At 41.8% G+C, this 1,367-nt stretch carries 2 protein-coding genes; both read left to right on the top strand.

Annotated elements, in window-relative coordinates:
• The coding region (locus A3860_RS40375; protein WP_173820334.1) for a heme-binding domain-containing protein at positions 1-212 on the top strand (212 nt) is incomplete at its 5' end.
• Between the two features lie 94 nt (positions 213-306).
• Positions 307-1,367, top strand: a 1,061-nt coding sequence (locus A3860_RS42010) for a multicopper oxidase domain-containing protein (RefSeq protein ID WP_245843737.1), incomplete at its 3' end; no start/stop codon positions are given.

Below are 1,367 nucleotides of genomic sequence, written 5' to 3'. Positions count from 1 at the left end.
AGGCGGAGTTGAACTTTAGCGAGTTTGGAGCTTACTCATCAAGAAGGCAGATGAGCAAGTTAAAGTCAATTGAGAATAGCATTAAGGATGGTACCATGCCAATATCATCTTATACAATCATTCACAAAAATGCAAGGCTGACAAAAGAAGAAAAAGCGCGGATCATAGATTGGGCAAGAATAACAAGAGACAGCCTTGCTGGTAAAAATTAATGGAATGCTTAAACGTATTGGTAAAGCAATAGTGCGACTCCTGAAATCTATTTTTATCAGGAAGAAAAAGTGTTGTCAATAGAAATAAATAAAAATGAAAAATATATTCTTAATAATTCTGTTGTTCATTTCCTGGTCATTTTCCCGGGCACAGCAGCAAGCGAGCAAACAGGAACAACCGGTAATATATACCTGTGTTATGCACCCGGAGGTGCGCATAAGCAAACCTGGAAATTGTCCGAAATGTGGAATGAAACTGGTGAAAGCAAAAAACAAAGCTGTTGAAAAACCAACACCTGATAAAAAGCAAATGCCCACGAAAGATACCTCGAAAAAGGTGGACAACATGGAGCATATGCAAATGCCTTCGCAGCAGGATAAACTGCAGATTCAGCCGGTGACCTATACCTGTCCAATGCATCCGGAAATACATGCTACTAAACCTGGCAATTGCCCTAAATGTGGGATGAAGTTGGTAAGGGAAAAAACAACAATTTCCCCGCAGGCTGATCATCAGCAGGACAGTATGCAAATGCCCTTGAAAGACAGCGCAACCAGCATGGGTAAAATAGACAGCGTAAAAATGGACGGAATGGATATGGGAGATAATGGCACGCTGGCGGAAAATATAAAAACAGCAAAAGCTAATTTAGGGCCGGTAAAAACTATTGATGCCACTACTCCACCCCGTACGGTTCGGTACGACTTATATATTGCTGATACCACGGTAAATTTTGGCGGCAAACCCAAACGCGCCATTGCTGTGAACGGACAAATACCCATGCCGACCTTAACATTTACAGAAGGTGATACGGCAGAAATTTATATGCACAATAATCTGGATGAAGAAACCGCCCTGCATTGGCATGGTTTATTTCTACCCAACAGAATGGATGGCGTACCCAATCTTACTCAGATGCCAATAAAGCCACATACAACGTATTTGTACAAATTTCCTATCGTTCAGCATGGAACACACTGGTATCATAGTCATTCCGGTTTGCAGGAACAAATAGGTATGTACGGGGCCTTTATCATGAACAAAAGAAAAGAATGGGATATTCCCACTATCCCCATTGTGCTAAGCGACTGGACGAATATGAAACCCGAAGAAGTCAATCGTAGTCTGCATGCAGCCACCGATTGGTTTGCCAT

Origin of the sequence: Niastella vici, assembly GCF_002077945.1 — a bacterium.
Taxonomy (GTDB): Bacteria; Bacteroidota; Bacteroidia; order Chitinophagales; family Chitinophagaceae; genus Niastella; species Niastella vici.
The sequence above is the reverse complement of the archived record's forward strand: the minus strand, read 5'-3'. Positions and strand labels throughout refer to the sequence as shown.